Origin of the sequence: Enterobacter wuhouensis, assembly GCF_035835995.1 — a bacterium.
GTDB lineage: Bacteria > Pseudomonadota > Gammaproteobacteria > Enterobacterales > Enterobacteriaceae > Enterobacter > Enterobacter wuhouensis.
In genome coordinates this window covers 1674542-1694835 of record NZ_CP142124.1, presented here as the reverse complement: position 1 = coordinate 1694835, position 20294 = coordinate 1674542, and the positions used below count along the sequence as shown (strand labels likewise).

The window sequence follows — 20294 nt, the reverse complement described above, 5'->3', positions numbered from 1 at the left end:
TCCGTGCCGGATGGGGTTGTTTCACATACCCGCCGTCAATCCATTGCAGCGGGGGTACTGCTAAATCGGTCGCGATTACGCGAGTGCCAGTTTTTGGCGCGCATATTGTAGCGCTTTTTCAATCACTTGCTCAATAGTTAAACTGGTTGAATCCAGAACTAATGCATCTTCTGCAGGAACAAGTGGGGCGACGGCGCGGTTACGATCGCGGTCATCGCGCTCTTTTATCTCGGATAAAAGGCGATCAAAGTTAACACTAAACCCTTTCTCCTGCAACTGAAGCATGCGGCGTTGAGCACGTTCTTCCGAGGAAGCGTCAAGGAAAATTTTTACTGGCGCATCAGGGAAAACGACGGTTCCCATATCGCGCCCATCGGCAATCAGACCCGGGGCCTCACGGAAGCCACGCTGGCGACGCAGCAGCGCTTCGCGAACGCGTGGGAATGCGGCAACCTGGGAGGCCGCGTTAGCGACGTCCTGAGTACGGATTTCACCGCTAACGTCTTCCCCTTCAAGGATCACTTCGAGGTTGCCGTCGGTGGAGACAAAACGCACATCAAGATGCGCAGCCAGCGGTACCAGCGCCTCTTCTGACGCAACATCCACGTGGTGGTGCAGCGCAGCCAGAGCCAGCACGCGATAGATTGCTCCCGAATCTAAAAGATGCCATTGCAATGCTTCCGCCATCGCTTTACACAGAGTACCTTTCCCTGCGCCACTAGGCCCATCAATGGTGATTACCGGGGCAACTGCCGTCATCGTTTTCTCCTTAATTAAGGCATACCGTTAACATGAACGCCGCGCATTATACGCGCCAACGTGCGCAACTGTTACCTTTGCGTGCAAATTACGGAATGATTGAAGCTGAGTGTAGAAGAAATGGGCAGGAATGAACGTCAGGAAGCGTAAGGAAATGCCGCACCCGATGATGCGGCATGATGTTATCAGGCCAGCGTACTGATGCGCGCCAGCTGCTCGAAGTAGTCCGGGAAAGTCTTGGCGGTACACTTTGGATCGAGGATAGTGACAGGCGTATCGGACAGCGCCACCAGCGAGAAGCACATTGCCATACGGTGATCGTTATAAGTGCCGATTTCGGCAAACTGCAGTTTTGCCGGCGGGGTCACGCGAATATAATCTTCACCCTCTTCTACCTCTGCCCCGACCTTACGCAGCTCGGTCGCCATTGCGAACAGACGGTCAGTTTCCTTCACGCGCCAGTTGTAGATGTTACGCAGCGTCGTCGTGCCTTTGGCAAACAGCGCCGCCGTGGCAATGGTCATCGCCGCATCAGGGATATGGTTCATGTCCATATCGATGGCGTTCAGCTCGCCGTGGGTGCAGGAGATGAAGTCATCGCCCCAGGTGACAACCGCGCCCATTTTTTCCAGCACGTCAGCAAAGCGGATATCACCCTGCACGCTGTTACGACCGATACCGGTCACTTTTACCGTGCCGCCTTTAATGGCGCCCGCGGCGAGGAAGTAGGATGCCGAGGAGGCATCGCCCTCAACCAGGTAGTTGCCCGGAGACTGGTACCGCTGCGCGCCGCGAACCACGAAGCGTTGGTAAGACTGGTTTTCAACCTCAACGCCGAAGGTTTTCATCAGGTGCAGCGTGATATCGATATACGGTTTAGAAACCAGATCGCCCTTGATGCTGATAACCGTATCCTGCGGGGCCAGCGGTGCGGTCATCAGCAGCGCGGTCAGGAACTGGCTGGAGACGCTACCGTCAACCTCAACGCTACCGCCGGTAAAACCGCCGCGCAGGCGAAGTGGCGGATAGTTTTCCTGCTCCAGGTACTCAATCTGCGCGCCGCCCTGACGCAGGGCGTCAACCAGATGGCCAATCGGGCGCTCTTTCATACGCGGTTCGCCGGTCAGCACGATGTTATTGCTTCCCAGACACAGGGCCGCCGCCAGCGGACGCATCGCGGTCCCCGCGTTGCCCAGGAACAGCTCAAGCGCTTCCGTACACTGCAATGCCCCCCCGTTGCCGATCACTTCACAACGGGTACGGTCAGCAGACAGCGTGTAGTGAACTCCCAACGCTTTCAGCGCATTGAGCATATGGCGAACGTCATCACTGTCCAGCAGGTTTGTCAGGACGGTGGTGCCGTGTGCCAGAGCTGCCAGCAGCAGAGCGCGGTTCGAGACACTTTTTGAACCAGGCAGATTGATGGTGCCATCTACCCGCGCGATAGGTTGTAACGTCAGGGATTCCATGAAAACTAAACTCTCAACTCAACATAATAAAAACCCCGCAGCAGCGGCTGTGGGGGTGAAAACAGCGCGATTAACCGTGACGACGTTCAAAGTCGATCATGAAATCGGTCAGGGCCTTAACGCCTTCCAGCGGCATCGCGTTGTAGATTGAAGCACGCATGCCCCCCACCACGCGGTGGCCTTTCAGCGCGTGCAGGCCCGCAGCGAACGACTCTTCCAGGAATACGCTATCCAGGCTGCTGTCTGCCAGCTGGAACGGCACGTTCATGCGGGAACGGTTGGCTTTCGCCACGTCGTTGCGGTAGAAATCGCTTTTATCAATCACGCCATACAGCAGTTCAGCCTTCTGCTGGTTAATCTTGTCCATCTGCGCAACGCCGCCCTTTTGCTTCAGCCATTTGAAGACCAGGCCAGAGAGATACCAGGCAAAGGTTGGTGGGGTGTTGAACATCGAATCATTGTCGTTCAGCACGGTATAATCGAGAATCGACGGACAAGACTTATGCGCTTTGCCCAGCAGATCTTCACGTACGATAACGATGGTCAGGCCCGCCGGGCCGATGTTTTTCTGTGCGCCGGCGTAGATAACGCCGTAACGGCTGACGTCCAGAGGCGTGGACAGAATGGTCGATGAGAGATCTGCCGTTACCACCACATTCTCGCCAAAGTTTGGCTCTTCATGAATAGCGATACCGTCGATGGTTTCGTTCGGACAGTAATGCAGATATGCCGCGTCACCGGAAAGCTGCCACTCGCTCATTGGCTTAACGCCACGCAGGCCGTCAACGGTCACTTTGGCATCGATAACGTTCGGTGTGCAGTACTTGTGCGCTTCTTTAATCGCACTGGCCGCCCAGTAGCCCGCGTCAACGTAGTCAGCCGTCGTTTTATTGCCCAGAATGTTCAGCGGGATCCCGGCAAACTGGCCGCGTCCGCCGCCGTGGCAGAACAATACTTTGTAGTTCGAGGGAATGTTCAGCAGATCGCGAAAATCCTTTTCTGCCTCTTCCGCCACCTGAATAAACTCTTTACCACGGTGGCTGATTTCCATCACCGACGTACCCAGACCGTTCCAGTCACACAGCTCCTGCTGAGCCTGTTTAAGTACATCCGCCGGTAACATTGCCGGACCTGAACTGAAATTAAAGACTTGAGCCATTTCCCCTCACCACGCTAAAAGCCATAAGTTATAACTGTGGATATCGGTTTTATCATTCAGTGACACGCGCCGCAATGTCTAAAACTTATGACCCGTAAAATGTGGCGCACGTCACACAAAACAATCTGCCATCTCGGTGTCACAAAACCGACAAATTGGCTGTCAGGTAAGACGTTTAGCCCGGCTAACCTTCGTCCATTCGGGATTTGCACAGCGAGGGCATAATTGATGATCGCCCGCATGCATCCCCACGACATGGCTGCATTTTATACAGGCATACTCCCCGGTTTCAGGTACGACCCTGAACCGCTCAATCAGCATATCCGGCAGGATACACAGGCCGGGCTTAACGTCGTCGTCAGCATAGTAATAGACGCTGATTTGCCCATTGGTTTCCATTATCGCCAGCCGCACCTGTCCCAGCTGTTCCACGCTGCTCAGGCGCAGCTCCATAAAGAACTCAAACTCGGTCATGTTGGCACTTTTAACATTCTGCCAGGCCAGCTGCCCGTCTTCTACAATCACCACCGGTTTGCCTTCGAGAAGATCTTCCAGTTTTTCGCTTTTCGACATTAGCCACATCACCAGCCGGTACAGCAATGCCAGCGAGACGAAGACGATAAACACCGGCACCATCGGCACATCGTCATAAAACGCCACGTCCCCCGCCGCCGAGCCCAGCGTCAGGATGATGAGCACTTCAAACAGTGACATCTGCCGAACGCCGCGCCGCCCGGTGATTTTGAGAAACAGGAAGACGAGAACAAAGGTATACAGGCTGCGCAGCGCCACTTCCCACAGAAACTCGGGGGGAACTTTGTCAAACGCCATCCGCTGGAGATCGAAAGCTTTCATTTTTCTATGCCTTAACAGTAGGTTACTGTCACTAAGCATAGCCCAGCCATTTATTTTCGCCGAAGATAGCACCCGTCACGCAAAACCCGTATCATTGCGCGCTTTACGTACGATAAAAGTGAACGCCATGACCCAAACGTTTATCCCCGGCAAAGACGCCGCTCTGGAAGATTCCATCGCTCGCTTCCAGCAGAAACTGACCGACCTCGGCTTTAATATCGAAGAGGCCTCCTGGCTGAATCCGGTGCCTCACGTCTGGTCCGTGCATATTCGCGACAAAGACTGTGCGCTGTGCTTCACCAACGGTAAAGGCGCGACGAAAAAAGCGGCGCTGGCCTCTGCGCTGGGTGAGTATTTTGAACGTCTGTCGACCAACTATTTCTTCGCCGACTTCTGGCTGGGTGAAACCATCGCCAACGGCCCCTTCGTTCACTACCCGAATGAAAAATGGTTCCCGCTGACCGAAGACGATGAACTGCCGGAAGGCATTCTCGATGGACGTCTGCGCGCGTTCTACGATCCGGAAAACGAACTGACCGCCAGCATGCTGATTGACCTGCAGTCTGGTAACGAAGACCGCGGTATTTGCGCCCTGCCGTTCACCCGTCAGTCTGATGAGCAGACCGTGTATATCCCGATGAACATCGTTGGCAACCTGTATGTGTCCAACGGCATGTCTGCCGGTAACACCCGCAACGAAGCGCGCGTGCAGGGTCTGTCCGAAGTCTTCGAACGCCACATCAAAAACCGCATCATCGCCGAATCAATCAGCCTGCCTGAAATTCCGGCCGACGTGCTGGCGCGCTACCCTGGCGTGGTAGAATCCATCGCCAAACTGGAAGCGGAAGGTTTTCCAATCTTTGCCTACGACGGCTCGCTGGGCGGTAAATATCCGGTTATCTGCGTCGTGCTGTTCAACCCGGCTAACGGCACCTGCTTCGCCTCCTTCGGCGCACACCCGGACTTCGGCGTGGCGCTGGAACGTACCGTGACCGAACTGCTGCAGGGTCGTAGCCTGAAGGATCTGGACGTGTTCACCCCGCCAACCTTCGACGACGAAGAAGTGGCCGAGCACACCAACCTGGAAACCCACTTCATCGACTCCAGCGGCTCGATCTCCTGGGATATGTTCAAGCAGGACGCGGACTATCCGTTCGTTGACTGGAGCTTTGCAGGCACCACCGAAGAAGAGTTCGCCACGCTGATGGCTATCTTCAACGCGGAAGATCGGGAAGTCTATATTGCTGACTACGAACACCTGGGCGTCTACGCGTGCCGTATTATTGTGCCGGGCATGTCCGACATCTATCCGGCGGAAGATCTGTGGCTGGCGAACAACAGCATGGGCGCACACCTGCGTGAAACCCTGCTGGCCTTACCGGGCAGCGAGTGGGAAAAAGAAGATTACCTGAACCTCATCGCCCAGCTGGACGAAGAGGGCCACGATGACTTCACCCGCGTGCGTGAGCTGCTGGGCCTGGCAACCGGTAAAGACAACGGCTGGTACACGCTGCGTATCGGTGAGCTGAAAGCGATGCTGGCCCTTGCGGGTGGCGATCTGGATCAGGCTCTGGCCTGGACCGAGTGGACGATGGAATTCAACCAGTCCGTCTTCTCCGCCGAGCGCACCAACTACTACCGCTGTCTGCAAACCCTGCTACTGCTCGCACAGGAAGACGACCGCGAGCCGCTGCAGTATCTGAATGCGTTTGTTCGTATGTATGGCGCAGACGCAGTCGAAGCCGCCAGCGCGGCGCTGAGCGGTGAAGAGCCGTTCTATGGCCTGCAGGCTGTTGATAGCGATCTGAAGGCCTTCCCGGCACATCAGTCGCTGCTGAACGCGTATGAAAAACTTCAGAAAGCGAAAGCGGCTTACTGGTCAAAATAACCGCATATAACATTATCAGCTGTAGGCGTATTCAATCGCCTGAGCTATATTACGGGGCAATTTCATTGCCCCTTTTTTATTTTTTTCGGCAATGATTGTTGATTGTAATATTTAAGTTAAATACGGGTAAATATAATAATACTTACCTGAGCTTTACTGTTACTTATTATGGTAAATACTCCATTTTAATTAACTGTTGTACGGGAGGTCGCCCGAAAAAATTCAACTCTTTTCATAACTTTTAAAATTTATTTTTATATGGATAATCAAATACTTACTCCGCATTTGCTGTAAAACCATACACACTGCGGGCCTATAAGCCAGGCGAGATATGATCTATATCAATTTCTCTTCTATAATGCTTTGTTAGTATCTCGTCGCCGACTTAATAAAGAGAGAGTTAGTGTGAAAGCTGACAACCCTTTTGATCTTTTACTCCCAGCTGCGATGGCCAAAGTGGCCGAAGAAGCGGGTGTCTATAAAGCAACGAAACACCCGATGACGACGTTCTTTCTGGCCATCACGGCCGGGGTGTTCATCTCCATCGCTTTCGTCTTCTACATCACTGCCACTACCGGCACTGCCGCGATGCCTTTCGGCATAGCGAAACTGATTGGTGGTATTTGCTTCTCACTGGGTCTGATTCTTTGCGTCATCTGCGGTGCCGACCTCTTCACCTCGACGGTGTTGATTGTTGTGGCAAAAGCCAGCGGAAGAATTACCTGGGGCCAACTGGCGCGCAACTGGCTTAACGTCTACGTTGGTAACCTGATTGGCTGTCTGCTCTTTGTTCTGTTGATGTGGCTCTCTGGCGAGTACATGACCGCTAACGGCGGCTGGGGACTTAACGTCCTGCAAACCGCTGACCACAAAATGCACCATACATTTATCGAAGCCGTAGCGCTTGGCATCCTCGCAAACCTGATGGTCTGCCTGGCGGTCTGGATGAGCTACTCCGGTCGCAGCCTGATGGACAAAGCCATGATTATGGTTCTGCCGGTTGCGATGTTTGTTGCCAGCGGCTTCGAGCACAGTATTGCGAATATGTTCATGATCCCAATGGGGATTGTTATCCGCAACTTTGCGAGCCCAGAGTTCTGGACCGCAGTTGGTTCAACTCCGGAAAGTTTCTCTCACCTGACTATCATGAATTTCATTACTGATAACCTGATCCCCGTCACTATCGGGAACATTATCGGTGGGGGTCTGTTAGTTGGGTTGACATACTGGGTCATTTACCTGCGTGGCGACAACCATCATTAATGGTCGTCTCAGGCAGTAAATAAAAAATCCACTTAAGAAGGTAGGTGTTACATGTCCGAGCTTAATGAAAAGTTAGCCACAGCCTGGGAAGGTTTTGCGAAAGGTGACTGGCAGAATGAAGTAAACGTCCGTGACTTCATTCAGAAAAACTATACCCCGTATGAAGGTGACGAATCCTTCCTGGCTGGCGCAACTGACGCGACCACCAAGCTGTGGGACAGCGTAATGGAAGGCGTTAAACTGGAAAACCGCACTCACGCGCCAGTTGATTTTGACACCTCCGTTGCTTCCACCATCACTTCTCATGATGCTGGCTACATCAACAAAGCCCTTGAGAAAATCGTTGGTCTGCAGACTGAAGCACCACTGAAACGCGCAATCATCCCGTTCGGTGGCATCAAAATGGTAGAAGGTTCATGCAAAGCGTATAACCGCGAGCTGGACCCAATGCTGAAAAAAATCTTCACCGAATACCGCAAAACCCACAACCAGGGCGTATTCGATGTTTACACCAAAGACATTCTGAACTGCCGTAAGTCTGGCGTTCTGACGGGTCTGCCGGATGCGTATGGCCGTGGCCGTATCATCGGTGACTACCGTCGCGTCGCACTGTACGGTATCGACTTCCTGCTGAAAGACAAATACGCGCAGTTCGTTTCCCTGCAGTCTGACCTGGAAAACGGCGTAAACCTGGAAGCGACTATCCGTCTGCGTGAAGAAATTGCTGAACAGCACCGTGCGCTGGGTCAGATCAAAGAGATGGCGGCTAAATACGGCTGCGATATCTCTGGTCCTGCAACCAATGCTCAGGAAGCTATCCAGTGGACCTACTTCGGCTACCTGGCCGCTGTTAAGTCTCAGAACGGCGCAGCAATGTCCTTCGGTCGCGTATCCACCTTCCTGGATGCGTACATCGAACGTGATATCAAAGCAGGCAAAATCACCGAGCAAGACGCTCAGGAAATGATTGACCACCTGGTCATGAAACTGCGTATGGTTCGCTTCCTGCGTACCCCTGAATACGATGAGCTGTTCTCTGGTGACCCAATCTGGGCAACAGAATCTATCGGTGGTATGGGCGTTGACGGCCGTACTCTGGTAACCAAAAACAGCTTCCGCTTCCTGAACACCCTGTACACCATGGGTCCTTCTCCGGAGCCGAACATCACCGTTCTGTGGTCTGAAAAACTGCCTCTGAACTTCAAGAAATTCGCCGCTAAAGTGTCCATCGACACCTCTTCTCTGCAGTACGAGAACGATGACCTGATGCGTCCGGACTTCAACAACGACGATTACGCTATCGCATGCTGCGTAAGCCCAATGGTTGTTGGTAAACAAATGCAGTTCTTCGGTGCGCGTGCAAACCTGGCGAAAACCATGCTGTACGCCATCAACGGCGGCGTTGATGAAAAACTGAAAATGCAGGTTGGTCCTAAGTCTGAACCGATCAAAGGCGACGTTCTGAACTTCGACGAAGTGATGGATCGCATGGATCACTTCATGGACTGGCTGGCTAAACAGTACGTGACTGCACTGAACGTCATTCACTACATGCACGACAAGTACAGCTACGAAGCTTCTCTGATGGCACTGCACGACCGTGACGTAGTTCGCACCATGGCATGTGGTATCGCAGGTCTGTCCGTTGCTGCTGACTCCCTGTCTGCAATCAAATATGCGAAAGTTAAACCAATCCGTGATGAAGACGGCCTGGCCGTAGACTTCGAAATCGAAGGCGAATATCCGCAGTTTGGTAACAACGACGCTCGCGTTGATGACATGGCGGTTGACCTGGTAGAACGTTTCATGAAGAAAATTCAGAAACTCACTACCTACCGTAACGCTATCCCGACTCAGTCTGTTCTGACCATCACCTCTAACGTTGTGTATGGTAAGAAAACCGGTAACACCCCAGACGGTCGTCGTGCTGGCGCGCCATTCGGCCCAGGTGCGAACCCAATGCACGGTCGTGACCAGAAAGGTGCGGTTGCCTCTCTGACCTCTGTTGCTAAACTGCCGTTTGCTTACGCGAAAGATGGTATCTCTTATACCTTCTCTATCGTGCCAAACGCGCTGGGTAAAGACGACGAAGTGCGTAAAACTAACCTCGCGGGTCTGATGGACGGTTACTTCCACCACGAAGCGTCCATCGAAGGTGGTCAGCACCTGAACGTGAACGTCATGAACCGTGAAATGCTGCTCGACGCGATGGAACACCCTGAGAAATATCCTCAGCTGACCATCCGCGTATCTGGCTACGCAGTACGTTTTAACTCCCTGACTAAAGAACAGCAGCAGGACGTTATCACCCGTACTTTCACTCAGTCCATGTAAGTGGAATTGACTGAAATCACGCGTTAAAAGGCGTACAATAAAGGCTCCACGCAAGTGGGGCCTTTTTAACACCCTCTCCGCCTCAGTCTCTTTTGTCCGCTATCTATACTTAATGGATAACAGCCAAAACAGACTCGACATAGCCTTTGAGCTGTGCACCTACATAGGCCCCTGGATGGGCCAAATTCGGAGATATCACCGCAATGTCAACTATTGGTCGCATTCACTCCTTTGAATCCTGTGGTACCGTCGATGGCCCGGGGATCCGCTTTATCACCTTCTTCCAGGGCTGCCTGATGCGCTGCCTGTACTGCCACAACCGTGACACCTGGGATACGCACGGCGGTAAAGAAGTGACCGTTGAAGAATTGATGAAAGAAGTGGTGACCTACCGCCACTTTATGAACGCGTCCGGCGGCGGCGTCACCGCGTCCGGCGGCGAGGCCATCCTCCAGGCGGAGTTTGTCCGCGACTGGTTCCGCGCCTGCCGCAAAGAAGGGATCCATACCTGTCTGGACACCAACGGCTTTGTTCGCCGCTACGATCCGGTCATTGACGAACTGCTCGACGTAACCGATCTGGTCATGCTCGATCTCAAGCAGATGAACGACGAGATCCACCAGAACCTGGTTGGCGTCTCTAACCACCGCACGCTGGAATTTGCCAAATACATTGCCGATAAAGGCATTAAAACCTGGATCCGCTACGTGGTGGTCCCTGGCTGGTCAGACGACGACGACTCCGCGCACCGCCTCGGGGAATTTACCCGCGACATGGGCAACGTCGAGAAAATTGAGCTTCTGCCCTATCACGAGCTGGGTAAACACAAATGGGTGGCAATGGGCGAAGAGTACAAACTGGATGGCGTGAAGCCGCCGAAAAAAGAGACGATGGAACGCGTCAAAGGTATTCTTGAACAGTACGGCCACAAGGTGATGTATTAAAAAAGGCCCGGTTTAACCGGGCCTTTTTATATTCTATTTAAAGACGCCGTTAATAACGGACGTCACAATCGCAGTGCTCAGCGCAATTAAGACCAGGTCGTCTCCGACCACGCGCCATTCATAACCTGGATAGGAAGGAAGCTGACCCAGCATTGAGGCCGGTACGGTTTTCTTCGCAATGCCCGGAGGCAACGGCTTGCCGCGCGCCAGGTTTTTCGCGATACCCGGAGGCAGAGAGTCATAGCCCGTTAAGCCATAATTCAGCGCCAGATGGCGGGCATGATCGAAGCTCACGCGCGCGTCGACATCGTTACCGACATCCTTACTGTTTTTAAAGCTCTTGTCCGATTTTCCTGGGTTATCCTGACCGTTATTTTGCTTATTGCCATGGTTACCAGAATTCCCGTTACCATGACTGCCGCCATTACCCTGTCCGCCACCGTTTCCGTGGCCACCGCCATTCCCGTTTCCAGGATTAGCCATGACCGGAGCCGTTGCAAACGTTAAAGACAACACTACGGCAAGTGCGGTAGTGGAAAAACGACGTGTAGACATGATTGCTGCCTTTTAGTGGTAGAACTCATGTGAATTATCGTCTGCCGCGATAAACAAACAATGAGTAAAAGTCTGAGATGTGATGGGGACAAAAAAGCCTGTCATCGACAGGCTTTTATTTAATCAGGCGTGAGCCACTGGCGTTGGATGCTCGCCCACTTTTCGCAGCAGCATTAGCAGGTAGATAAACGACACGCTGGCGATCATGATAAACAGCAGGTTGTCGGAATAGTTTTGCATCAACACCGAGGTGAAGGTTGGCCCCAACAAGCTGCCGATGGTGTAGCTCAACAGCAGCGCCTGGTTCATCGCCACCAGCTGATGGTGCTCAACTTTCTCGCAGGCCCAGGCCATCGCGACGGGATAGAGCGTAAAGCCCGCAGCCCCCAGAATAAACAGGGCGGGTGCCATTGCGGCATTGCTGAGCATGGCAAGACATCCCATGATCACCACGAACACCTGAACGCGCAGCACCAGCAGGCGACCGAAGCGGTCAGCCAGACGACCAATAGGCCACTGCCCTACGATCCCGGCGCTGACCATCACCGCCATCCAGAACCCGATACCGGAATCGCTCACGCCCTGGTGGTTCAGGTAGAGCGGCATCAGGCCATACAGCGAGCCGAGAACAATCCCGGAGATGATGCAGCCGTTAACGCCCAGGCGCGCCTGACGCAGTCGCAGCATCGGCCAGACGTGCGTCGCTTCCTGATGTTCGCTGTTTTGATTCACAATGCGCGTAAAGAGCAGCGGCAGGATTGCGGCCAACACCATACCCGTCACCCACGGCAGCACGCTCATCAGATCCGTCGGCAACTTACTGACCATCAGCTGGCCGAGCACGGTTCCCACGTAATACACCATCATATACGCCGCCAGCAGGCGTCCGCGATTGCGGGAGGTGCCGCTGCACATCAGCGCGCTTTCCACGACAACCCAGATCATCGCGCAGCCTACGCCAGCGATAAAGCGCCAGACCATCCAGCTCCAGAAGCCGACCATCAGGCCAAGCCCTGCACATCCAACGGCAAAAATCAGCGACGCCAGATAATAGCTGCGGTTAAAGCCAAAGCGTTTAATAAGGCTGCCCGTTAATAACGTCCCCAGAAGATTGCCCGTAAAAAAGGATGAGCTAACCATACCCACCTGCCAGGTCGGTAAGTTTTCATGGGCGAGCCACAGCGGGACGAGCGTATTCAACACTGCGATCGCCAGGGTCAACAGAAGCAGGCCACAGAGCAACAGGAGCACTGGCCGGGTATAGGTGGTCATGGATTAAAAACCGTGAGGAAGTTCAGATTTCGTGCGCATCATGCCACCGGCAAAAACAAAGTCAATCCACCGTTTCAGGCGGCTCGCACGATATGCCGCCTGTCGATTTAAAAAACTCATCCTGCTAATGCAAAGCCTGCTAGCAATATTAATTATCTATTTGTTTTTATTTATATCCGGGAAATTTAAAAGCGAAACATCAGTCGAAAAATTTCATGAATGAAAAAAGAAAAGCCGGGCGCTATGTCCCGGCTTTTTATAACAAAAAAAGAAATTAGCTGGCGATAGCCATACCGACCGTCATATGCAGGCCGTAAAACACGCCGCGTCCAATCAGCTCACCTGCCAGTATCAGCACAAAGGCCAGTGAAAGCACCGGCAGCGCAGGCTGATAGCCTTTTAGCTGAGGAGCAATCCAGCACGCCAGCGCGACCGCCAGCAGTACAATGCGCCACGCCATCAGTGAACCGTAATCCGGTACCAGGGCAGAAGCCTGCTGGATTGAGCTGTGGATCGTTGCCAGCTCGGCCCCCTGCATCAAGGCGACAATGGCACTCACCACCAGCGCCAGCAGCGAAACGACAGGCAACAAGCGCATTGCCCAGCCATCAACACCCGCCACGCGCAGCAGCAGATAGCCCAGCAGCGGCCCGCCGATAAACATCGTCAGGAAGAAGCTCATCGGCGTCCAGACGCTGTACCAGGTTGGAACGGTATCGATGGTGTTATAGACGCGCACCATCATCCACACGAACACCACGCCCAGCACCATGGTCACGATCAGCCACAGGCTGCGCACGCCCGCAGGCAATTTCTTCAGCGCCGCCAGCAGCCATCCCAGCCCACCGATCGCAAAGAAGATTGCCCCGCTGGCAATCTCATTACTGAGTGAGGATGCGCCCACGCGGTTCAGAGAGTTAAACGCGCGCATCGGCGACCCCAGGTGCAGCGTAGAGGCTATAAAGCCAATGCCCATCAGCACCCACAGGCCAAACATGCTTAACACGACGCGCTGCTGCTGCTCGGCGTTCAGATTGCCTTTTAATAACGCCAGGGCGAGCACAATAAAACCACCCGCAACGCACTGCCCAAAGACCGTGAAGATCATCAGCGGCCATTCATGCCATCCACTTCCCATCTCACACCTCCTTCGGGTTTGCCAGATAGCCGGTGGTATCCCCTGTCGGGCGGCTGTTGGCGTTAGGTTTAATCACAATGCTCGGCTTGGTGAAGTGTGCAGACGGCAGCGGCGCGACGGCCGCAAGCTGGCCGTGCTTTTTACGCAGCTCCTCAATCGGGCCAAAGTCCAGCGCGCGCAGCGGGCAGGACTCCACGCAGATCGGCTTTTTACCGTCGGCCACGCGGGAGTGGCAGCCGTCGCACTTGGTCATGTGTCCTTTGGCTTCGTTATACTGCGGCGCACCGTACGGGCAGGCCATATGGCAGTAGCGGCAGCCGATGCAGACGTCTTCGTCCACCACCACAAAACCGTCCTCGCGCTTGTGCATCGCGCCGCTCGGGCAGACCTTGGTACAGGCCGGATCTTCGCAGTGGTTACAGGCGATCGACAGGTAATAGGCAAAGACGTTCTGATGCCAGACGCCGTTATCCTCCTGCCAGTCGCCGCCCGCGTATTCGTAGATACGACGGAAGCTGACGTCCGGGGTTAAGTCTTTATAATCTTTGCAGGCCAGCTCGCAGGTTTTGCACCCGGTGCAACGGCTGGAATCAATAAAAAATCCATACTGGGTTGTCATCGGTTACTCCTTACACCTTTTCAACCTGAACGAGGTTCGTGTGGGACGGGTTGCCCTTCGCCAGAGGCGACGGACGCTGCGTGGTCAGTACGTTAATACTGCCTGCCTGGTCGATGCGGTTTGCATCCGGGCTGTACCAGGCCCCTTCCCCCAGCGCGACTACGCCAGGCATCATGCGCGGTGTAACTTTGGCTTCGATGTGCACCTCACCACGACCGTTGAAGATACGTACGCGGTCACCGTTGCTGATGCCACGCGCTTTTGCATCCATCGGGTTGATCCACATCTCCTGACGGCACGCTGCTTTCAGCACGTCAACGTTGCCATAGGTCGAGTGCACGCGCGCTTTATAGTGGAAACCTGTCAGCTGCAGCGGGAATTTGTCCGCCAGCGGATCGTTATAGTTTTCGAAGCCAGGCGTGTAGATTGGCAGTGGATCGATAACGTCCCCTTCCGGCAGCTCCCAGGTAGAGGCGATTTTCGCCAGCTCTTCGGAGTAGATCTCAATCTTGCCCGACGGCGTGGTGAGCGGATTCGCCTGCGGATCTTCACGGAACGCCTTGTACGCCACGTGATGGCCTTCCGGATCGCGCTGTTTGTACATGCCCTGCTTGCGGAAGGTGTCGAAGTCCGGCAGATCCGGAACGGCCTTGCGGGAGAGTTCATGCAGATGACGCATCCACCCTTCCTGAGTCCGCCCCTCGGTAAACTGCTGCTCGACGCCAAGGCGTTTCGCCAGCTCAGAGGTCATCTCATAGATGGTTTTACACTCGAAGCGCGGCTTAATGGCCTGGTCGGTAAAGATCACGTAGGACATATTCCCGCAGGAAGCATCCAGGGCGAAATCCATCTGCTCGGAGGCGGTGCAGTCCGGCAGCAGAATATCGGCATATTTCGCCGAGGAGGTCATGTGGCAGTCAATCACCACTATCATTTCGCACTTCTTGTCATCCTGGAGGATGTCATGGGTGCGGTTGATTTCGGAGTGCTGGTTGATAAGACAGTTACCGGCATAGTTCCAGATCATCTTGATCGGCACGTCCAGCTTGTCTTTGCCGCGCACGCCGTCGCGCAGCGCGGTCATTTCCGGGCCGCGTTCAATCGCATCCGTCCACATAAACATGGAGATGCTGGTCTGAACCGGGTTGTCCAGCGTCGGCATACGTTCAAACGGCACTTCATACGAGCCTTCGCGCGCGCCGGAGTTACCGCCGTGTACACCGACGTTGCCGGTCAGAATGGAAAGCATCGAAATGGCGCGGGTCGCAATCTCGCCGTTTGCATGACGCTGCGGTCCCCAGCCCTGGCTGATATAGGCGGGTTTCGCCGAGCCGATTTCGCGCGCCAGCTGGACAATACGCTCGACCGGAATGCCGGTGATAGTAGAAGCCCACTCCGGCGTTTTTGCCACGCCGTCGCTGCCCTGACCGAGAATATACGCTTTGTAATGGCCGTTAGCCGGCGCGCTGGCCGGCAGGGTCTTCTCGTCATAGCCGACGCAGTACTTATCGAGGAACGGCTGATCGACAAGGTTCTCGGTGATCATCACCCACGCCAGAGCGCTGACGAGCGCGGCGTCCGTCCCGGGACGGATTGGGATCCACTCGTCTTCACGCCCTGCACCGGTGTCGGTGTAGCGCGGATCGACGATAATCATGCGTGCGTTCGATTTAGCGCGCGCCTGTTCGAGGTAGTAGGTTACTCCGCCGCCGCTCATGCGCGTTTCGCCCGGGTTGTTGCCGAACAGTACCACCAGCTTACTGTTTTCGATATCAGACGGGCTGTTGCCGTCCGCCCAGCCGCCGTAGGTGTAGTTCAGGCCAGCGGCAATCTGCGCAGACGAATAGTCGCCGTAGTGATTGAGATAGCCGCCGCAGCAGTTCATCAGGCGCGCAACGAGCGTTTTTCCCGGCGGCCAGGAGCGGGTCAGCGTGCCGCCAAGCGTTCCGGTACCGTAGTTCAGGTAGATGGACTCGTTGCCGTACTCTTTGATCAGGCGCTGCATATTGGTCGCGATGATATCGTAGGCTTCATCCCAGCTGATACGCTCGAACTTCCCTTCCCCGCGCTTACCCACGCGTTTCATCGGATACTTCAGGCGGTCGGGGTTATAAACGCGGCGGCGCATTGAGCGCCCGCGCAGGCAGGCGCGAACCTGATGTAACCCTTCGTAGTTATCGTCGCCGGTGTTATCGGTTTCGACATATTTGATCTCACCATCCACCACGTGCATACGCAGCGGACAACGGCTGCCGCAGTTTACGGTGCAGGCGCTCCACACCACTTTTTCCGCTGCCGCAGCCGGGGACAGTGCATCCGCAGCCGACGCCAGACGAGAAAAAGGGAGCGTGAAGGCGCTGCTGGCAACAGCCAGACCGCCAATAGCCGTGGTTTTCATCAACCCACGGCGAGTGACCTCGGCAGCCATTAACGCATCAGGCGCTTTGATTTTCATAAAGACTCACTTTGGTTGCTCACAAAGAAAAGAGAGGCGGCACAGACCGCTATGTAGTTTTATATATAACGAATGAGTTCGTTATCAGATTTTTATGCTAACTTTCGTGGGAGGAAGTATTACTACTTTGGAGGGATGGGTTATTGCTTCGCATCAATTCACAGGCATAAAAAAAGCGCCCTGAGGCGCTTTTTTGTTTTAAGGCAAATAATTAACCGATGAACTGCTGGCCTTTCATGTACGGGCGCAGGACTTCCGGGATCTCAATACGGCCGTCAGCCTGCTGGTAGTTTTCCAGCACGGCAACCAGCGTACGACCCACCGCCAGACCAGAGCCGTTCAGGGTATGCACCAGACGGGTTTTCTTGTCCGATTTGCTGCGGCAGCGTGCCTGCATGCGGCGCGCCTGGAAATCCCAGACGTTAGAGCAGGAGGAGATTTCACGGTAGGTGTTCTGCGCAGGCACCCACACTTCCAGGTCGAAGGTTTTGCAGGCGCCAAAGCCCATGTCGCCGGTGCAGAGCGCCATACGGCGGTACGGCAGGCCCAGCAGCTCCAGCACTTTCTCAGCGTGACCGGTCATCTCTTCCAGCGCGTCCATAGACTCTTCAGGACGAACGATCTGCACCATCTCAACCTTGTCGAACTGGTGCATACGGATCAGGCCACGGGTGTCGCGACCGTAAGAACCGGCTTCAGAACGGAAGCACGGAGAGTGTGCCGTCAGCTTGATTGGCAGATCGTCTTCGTCGATGATCTCATCGCGCACGAGGTTGGTCAGCGGCACTTCCGCGGTTGGGATCAGCGCGTAGTTGCTGCTGTCTGCTTCCTCGTCCAGCGGACGAGTGTGGAACAGATCGCCGGCAAATTTTGGCAGCTGGCCGGTGCCGTACAGCGTATCGTGATTCACCAGATACGGAACGTAGGTTTCGCTGTAGCCGTGCTGCTCGGTGTGCAGATCCAGCATGAACTGCGCCAGCGCACGGTGCAGATGGGCAATCTGGCCTTTCATCACCACGAAGCGAGAACCGGTCAGCTTAACCGCAGCGGCAAAGTCCAGGCCCGCGTGCATTTCGCCCAGCGTCACGTGATCGCGCACTTCGAAGTCGAACTCGCGAGGCGTGCCCCAGCGTTTCACTTCAACGTTGTCGTTTTCATCTTTGCCGACGGGTACGCTGTCGTCAGGAATGTTCGGGATAGCCAGGGCGATATCGCGAATTTCGGTCTGAAGAACGTCCAGTTCAGCTTTTGCCTGATCCAGCTCTTCACCCAGCTTGTTCACTTCCAGGCGTAATGGCTCAATATCTTCCCCGCGCGCTTTCGCCTGGCCGATGGATTTCGATCGAGAGTTACGCTCTGCCTGCAGATTTTCAGTTTGTACCTGCAGAACTTTACGACGCTCTTCAAGAGCGCGTAGCTTATCTACGTCCAGCTTAAAGCCCCGGCGTGCCAGTTTTTCAGCGACTGCGTCTGGCTCATTACGCAGCAGATTGGGATCGAGCATGCTTATCCTGTGCTTATCGAATTTAAATAGGGAAATGTGACCACAGCCTGCGGCCACAAGGATACATTGCCAACATTACCGCAACGATAGCGCTAACGGTAGCGTTTTATAGGGCTATTTTGATCCTGTCCGGCGAGCCAGGCGAGCTTTTCGCCAATCTTGCCCTCAAGACCTCTGTTTGTGGGGTGATAATAGCGGGTTTGTGCCATCTCCTGCGGGAAATAGTCCTCCCCGGCGGCGTAGGCATTGGGCTCGTCGTGGGCGTAGCGGTACTCCTGCCCGTAGCCCATCTCTTTCATCAGCTTGGTCGGCGCATTGCGCAGGTGAACCGGCACGTCATAGTCCGGCCGGTCGCGCGCGTCTGACATCGCCGCTTTGAAGGCGGTATACACCGCATTACTTTTCGGCGCACAGGCCAGATAGACAATCGCCTGTGCAATGGCGCGCTCGCCTTCCGCAGGCCCGACGCGGGTAAAGCAGTCCCAGGCAGAGATAGCCACCTGCATGGCGCGCGGGTCGGCGTTACCCACATCTTCGGAGGCAATCGCCAGACAGCGACGCGCGACGTACAGCGGATCGCCGCCCGCAGTGATAATGCGCGCGTACCAGTAAAGCGCGGCATCCGGCGCGCTGCCGCGCACGGACTTATGCAGCGCCGAAATCAGGTCGTAAAAACGATCGCCTTTGTTATCAAAACGCGCGCTGCGCTCCCCGGCAATTTCGGTGAGCAGTTCCGGTTTCAGTACCCGCTTGCCGGAAGCATCTATTTCGGCCATGTCGGCCATCATTTCCAGCGTGTTCAGCGCCCGGCGGGCGTCGCCGTTGACCAGCTGGGCAATCGCGAGGCGCGTTTCGTCAGGCAAAACGATATCCTGCCCACCGTAGCCGCGTGCTTTATCGTCCATCGCCTGAGTCAGTACCTTTTCGATATCCTCGGTGGTTAGCGATTTGAGCAGGTAAACGCGCGCGCGAGAGAGCAGTGCCGAATTGAGTTCGAAAGACGGGTTTTCAGTGGTGGCGCCGATGAAGAAAATCGTGCCGTCTTCGATGTGCGGCAGGAAGGCATCCTGCTGGCTCTTGTTGAAGCGGTGAACTTCATCTACAAACAGGATCGTGCGGCGCCCGGCGTTACGGTTCTGCCGCGCACGCTCGATGGCTTCGCGGATCTCTTTTACACCGGACGTGACTGCAGAAATACGTTCAACATCAGCGTTTGCATAGCGGGCGATCACTTCAGCCAGGGTGGTTTTGCCGGTCCCGGGTGGTCCCCAGAGGATCATCGAGTGCAGGTGTCCGGCCTCAATGGCGCGCGGCAACGGTTTTCCCGCAGCCAGCAGGTGCTGCTGGCCGATGTACTGGGCTAAATTTTCTGGCCGCATACGCGCGGCCAGAGGTTGAAATGCATTATCAGAAAAATCGAGCGACAGGTTGCCCACTCAGGCCTCTTACTTACGTTGGTCGTCCACCGTTACGCCCTGCGGCGGGGTAAAGGTAAATTTAGATGCATCAACAGCGCCGTTTTGCTGCGTTTTCAGCTGGTAGCTGCTGCGCTGATCGTCCTGCTCAACCGCACCGAACTGATTGATCGTGCCGTTGCTGCTCACGTTAATGGTGAACTGCTTCAGGTTGCCGTTGCTGCCTTTCGGCGTCAGGACAAACTCATCACCGTTCTGCTTGATGTTGTACTGCTGCCAGTCACTGGACTGGTTACGGGCAATCAGCATAAACGGCGTATTGCTTGTGGCATCTTTCAGCCAGGTCGCGGTTGCCTGCTCAACAAACGGGTTGAAGAACCACAGGGTTTTACCGTCGGACACCAGAATGCTTTCGTCCGGCTGGGTCATGTGCCAGTTGAACAGATTGGGGCGTTTTACCCACAAATCACCCTGACCTTCCTGGACCGCGTTACCGCTGCCGTCAGTCACTTTTTGCGTGAAGCTGGCGTGGAAGCTGCTCACTTTGTCCAGTCGGCTTTTAAGGTCGCTGGCCGCATCAGCCCAGACGCTGCTGGCAACAAAACTGGAAAGTAATGCACAGGCGATGGCGATTTTTTTCATTGTTATTCCTTAAAATACGTCTT

General features: G+C 54.8%; 16 protein-coding genes. 4 read left to right on the top strand and 12 right to left on the bottom strand.

Annotation, left to right across the window (positions count from 1 at the left end; all coding sequences use genetic code 11):
* Positions 1–75 precede the first annotated feature (75 nt).
* The 4 genes from cmk to VPX56_RS08045 form a co-directional block, all read right to left on the bottom strand.
* Entirely contained in the window at positions 76–759 is a 684-nt protein-coding gene (gene cmk / locus VPX56_RS08060) for a (d)CMP kinase (protein WP_119934853.1), read from the bottom strand.
* A 185-nt stretch (positions 760–944) separates the two neighbouring features.
* The gene (aroA, locus tag VPX56_RS08055) at positions 945–2228 is read right to left on the bottom strand and encodes a 3-phosphoshikimate 1-carboxyvinyltransferase (RefSeq protein WP_131635558.1); all 1284 of its coding nucleotides are present in this window, start codon (positions 2226–2228) and stop codon (positions 945–947) included.
* Between the two features lie 70 nt (positions 2229–2298).
* Positions 2299–3387, bottom strand: a complete 1089-nt coding sequence (gene serC / locus VPX56_RS08050) for a 3-phosphoserine/phosphohydroxythreonine transaminase (RefSeq protein ID WP_326470986.1) — start codon at positions 3385–3387, stop codon at positions 2299–2301.
* A gap of 162 nt (positions 3388–3549) precedes the next feature.
* On the bottom strand, positions 3550–4242 hold the full coding sequence (locus VPX56_RS08045) for a DUF421 domain-containing protein (protein ID WP_131635560.1): 693 nt from the start codon (positions 4240–4242) through the stop codon (positions 3550–3552).
* Between the two features lie 127 nt (positions 4243–4369).
* Here VPX56_RS08045 and ycaO point away from each other — a divergent pair, with 127 nt between their 5' ends.
* The 4 genes from ycaO to pflA all read left to right on the top strand — a co-directional run bounded on the left by ycaO (position 4370) and on the right by pflA (position 10671).
* Positions 4370–6130, top strand: coding sequence for a 30S ribosomal protein S12 methylthiotransferase accessory factor YcaO (ycaO, locus tag VPX56_RS08040; protein WP_207389461.1), 1761 nt, complete (start codon positions 4370–4372; stop codon positions 6128–6130).
* A gap of 405 nt (positions 6131–6535) precedes the next feature.
* Positions 6536–7393, top strand: a complete 858-nt coding sequence (focA, locus tag VPX56_RS08035) for a formate transporter FocA (protein WP_263609161.1) — start codon at positions 6536–6538, stop codon at positions 7391–7393.
* A gap of 51 nt (positions 7394–7444) precedes the next feature.
* On the top strand, positions 7445–9727 hold the full coding sequence (pflB, locus tag VPX56_RS08030; RefSeq protein ID WP_131635563.1) for a formate C-acetyltransferase: 2283 nt from the start codon (positions 7445–7447) through the stop codon (positions 9725–9727).
* Positions 9728–9930: 203 nt separating this feature from the next.
* Positions 9931–10671 carry a pyruvate formate lyase 1-activating protein gene (gene pflA / locus VPX56_RS08025; RefSeq protein WP_131635564.1) on the top strand — a complete coding sequence of 247 codons (741 nt, stop codon included), beginning with the start codon at positions 9931–9933 and terminating at the stop codon, positions 10669–10671.
* 33 nt (positions 10672–10704) lie between these two features.
* Here the strand turns inward: pflA and VPX56_RS08020 are convergent, their stop codons facing one another.
* The 8 genes from VPX56_RS08020 to lolA form a co-directional block, all read right to left on the bottom strand.
* Positions 10705–11226, bottom strand: coding sequence for an anti-virulence regulator CigR family protein (locus VPX56_RS08020; protein WP_131635565.1), 522 nt, complete (start codon positions 11224–11226; stop codon positions 10705–10707).
* Between the two features lie 123 nt (positions 11227–11349).
* Positions 11350–12498 carry an MFS transporter gene (locus VPX56_RS08015; RefSeq protein WP_131635566.1) on the bottom strand — a complete coding sequence of 383 codons (1149 nt, stop codon included), beginning with the start codon at positions 12496–12498 and terminating at the stop codon, positions 11350–11352.
* 274 nt (positions 12499–12772) lie between these two features.
* Positions 12773–13636, bottom strand: a complete 864-nt coding sequence (locus tag VPX56_RS08010) for a dimethyl sulfoxide reductase anchor subunit family protein (RefSeq protein ID WP_326470979.1) — start codon at positions 13634–13636, stop codon at positions 12773–12775.
* A 1-nt stretch (position 13637) separates the two neighbouring features.
* Positions 13638–14255, bottom strand: coding sequence for a dimethylsulfoxide reductase iron-sulfur subunit DmsB (dmsB, locus tag VPX56_RS08005; RefSeq protein WP_089597769.1), 618 nt, complete (start codon positions 14253–14255; stop codon positions 13638–13640).
* 10 nt (positions 14256–14265) lie between these two features.
* Entirely contained in the window at positions 14266–16710 is a 2445-nt protein-coding gene (dmsA, locus tag VPX56_RS08000) for a dimethylsulfoxide reductase subunit A (protein WP_326470977.1), read from the bottom strand.
* Between the two features lie 211 nt (positions 16711–16921).
* Entirely contained in the window at positions 16922–18214 is a 1293-nt protein-coding gene (serS, locus tag VPX56_RS07995; RefSeq protein WP_010429208.1) for a serine--tRNA ligase, read from the bottom strand.
* Positions 18215–18306: 92 nt separating this feature from the next.
* Complete coding sequence (rarA, locus tag VPX56_RS07990) at positions 18307–19650, bottom strand: replication-associated recombination protein RarA (protein ID WP_131632822.1); 1344 nt, start codon at positions 19648–19650, stop codon at positions 18307–18309.
* A 9-nt stretch (positions 19651–19659) separates the two neighbouring features.
* A complete protein-coding gene (gene lolA / locus VPX56_RS07985) occupies positions 19660–20271 on the bottom strand; it encodes an outer membrane lipoprotein periplasmic chaperone LolA (protein WP_131632823.1) in 612 nt (203 codons plus the stop codon).
* Positions 20272–20294: the final 23 nt, after the last annotated feature.